General features: G+C 47.0%; 2 protein-coding genes. Both read left to right on the forward strand.

Features of this window, described 5'->3' with window-relative positions; genetic code table 11:
• Positions 1 to 1,802, forward strand: a 1,802-nt coding sequence (locus BN8908_RS00060; protein WP_235837379.1) for a glycine rich domain-containing protein, incomplete at its 5' end; no start/stop codon positions are given.
• 409 nt (positions 1,803 to 2,211) lie between these two features.
• Positions 2,212 to 2,694 (forward strand): hypothetical protein (locus BN8908_RS00065; protein ID WP_148453097.1); only part of this gene is annotated, 483 nt, incomplete at its 3' end.

Consider the following 2,694-nt stretch of genomic DNA (forward strand, 5'->3'; position numbering starts at 1 on the left):
CACCCTTGTCTTGTCTTTCGGTCTCGGATCGTAGTATGGCAGTGGATTACTTTTCTGATTTTTCGGATCGTAAGGCAACGGTGGGTTTACGGTTGGGGATTACGCAGGAACCGGTTTCTTTTCCTTCCGTGTTAACCCTGGAGAGCGGGCGTCAGTCGGGGACGATTATTCCTTACGATACGGTGTGCGGCGGAGCGGTATATACGATCCGGGGGGATTTGCCTTTGGGGGAAGGTGTGGTTTATCAGTATGCGTGGATGATGAGCCGGGATGACGGAGTGACATGGAGGAATGTAAAAAACGGCAGTGGCCGGGATCTTAAAATAACAGGTTTGCAGGAGGAGACACCTGCGATGGTGGTGGGAAAATATTTGTACAAGCGTTTTTTCTATTCTTCTTCGGCCATGGGAGAGAGTGGAGTTGTCGGTTTGGTTGTGGGACATGGATACCGGGTAAGTCGGTTGAGGGATACGCTGATTCCCTGTAAAGCGTCGGTCGGTTTTGAGGTGGCGACTCCTTTAGCGTCGGTATTTGATTGGTACGAAGCGGATAACGGGAAAAAGCTACAGCCTTTTTCGTCTTCCGCGACCCGGAGTCATTATGAGCTATCTACTGATGATTTCCGGACAGGCCGCGAGCTTCCCAGCGGAAAATACAATATAGAATTGCGTATACGGGTAGCCGGAGCATGTGAATACCGGCAAAAGCTGGAAGTGTTGGCTGTTCCGCGTACCGTTGATCCTTTTCCTGAAGGAACGGAGGTGTTTGCTTATAATACGGGGGATCAATATGCGGTGACTCACGCCTGGGGAGGGCGGGATGTATGGAGGTGGAAGATATACAGCGATGTCGGAGGGAATCGGATTGACCGGGAAACGGGGATCATGAGCGGAAAAACGGATACAATATGCCGTATCACAGTGGGGCTTGTATGTGAAGATTGTCCAGATGTGGAATGGAAAAAGGAGATGAAAGAGGAACGTATTTTTAATTATACGGGGAATTATCAGACCGTTTGCCTTTTGACAGGGGATTATAAAATGGAATGTTGGGGAGCCAACGGCGGTGCAGGTAGTGGAGGGTCCAATCCGGTAGGATTCGGTGGTTATACGAGTGGGGAAATGGGATTTTCCGGTATGCAGAATTTTTATTTGTATGTGGGGGAATATGGAAACGGAATGTCTACTGTAACAGGTTTTAACGGGGGAGGCAGAGCCTTTTCCGGGAGCGGGCATAATGGAGGACGTGGAGGAAGTGCTTCGGATATTCGTTTACAGGCAGGAGCCTGGAATAATACAGTGGGATTGCGTAGTCGTATCATGATTGCCGGAGGAGGTGGCGGAGCGATGCCCAATTGTGGCGGAACGGCAGCGACAGCCGGGCATGCCGGTGGTCTGACGGGAGGAACATCGTTGAATCGGAGTGGAAGCTATGTAAATAATACTTCCTATGGGGGAAGTCAGATTGCCGGGGGGCAATACAAGGTAGGAAGCAACGGTGTGAATAACGGCGTTTACGGTTCTTTCGGTACCGGAGCTTATGCCAATACCTGTGCTGCAGGAGGCGGAAGCGGTTATTACGGAGGCGGATCGCAATATACTTCCGGAGGAGGTGGCGGTTCTTCCTTTATCAGCGGGTACGACGGTTGTGATGCTATCGATGTCAACGGAAACCATACGGGACAAAGTGTGCATTTCAGCGGGTTGAAATTTGTCAATACGGTGATGAAAGGTGGCGGAGAAGCGATTGATGGACGCCTTTCGACAGGATACGGTAAGATTAAGATAACATTAAAAAATTGATGCCGTGCGGACTGCGTGTATAGATTTTAAATTTTAGATTTACGATTTTAGATTAAATGAATCTGATAACGAATCGGTTTATAGAATAATCTACAATTTAAAATTAAAACGTAGTTATCATAAGTAGAAGATTTCCGGTGTTGCCGGTCGGTTTTTGAGAAATCTGGCATATAAAATAGAAATGTACGGATAATGTTGGGGGATTTAAGTCTATTGACTTCTTTATTATTTTGTAGGCTATTTGTATACAGATATTTAACGTATTGAAATGGAGAATTGATTTTGAACGATTACTTATCTGTGTGAATTTAATTTTTGAAAATTATTAAAAAATAGTATAATTTTGAAATCCCAATCATGGGTAAGTAGAGGTTGTATTTGTCGTTTATGGTGTAGTAATCGGATAAGGATGAAGAAATTAATCTGTTTTTGCTTTTGCTTGTTTTTTCTGACAGCGTGGGGGGATAATCTCCGGTTGGATCACGTGAAATTATTGTCCGTGTCCGAAGGCTCGGCGGATATTGAAGTAACGTTGAAATGGTCTAATTCGTGGCGTAATCTGTACAATAACGATGCCGTTTATCTTTTCGGGAAGTTCCTTACGAAGCCCATCGAGGGCTGGCATCATATCTTCTGGTCTGAGGATGCTTCTGCACATACGGCGGAAGAAGGGTATGCCTGTGAGGTTCTGAACGGGGGCCGGGGTCTCATGATTTACCGGACGACGGAGGGCTCGGGTCCTTCGGAAGTGCGTCTGCGTTTGCGGTGGTTGCTTTCGGGTAATTCCCAATATCCTGTCGCAGCCTCTTCTTTGCAGTCGGGTGATATACCATACAGCCTGCAAGGTCTGGAGATGGTTTATGTTCCGACCTCTCCCTTTTATGCCGGAGAC

Source organism: Culturomica massiliensis, assembly GCF_900091655.1.
Lineage (GTDB): Bacteria > Bacteroidota > Bacteroidia > Bacteroidales > Marinifilaceae > Culturomica > Culturomica massiliensis.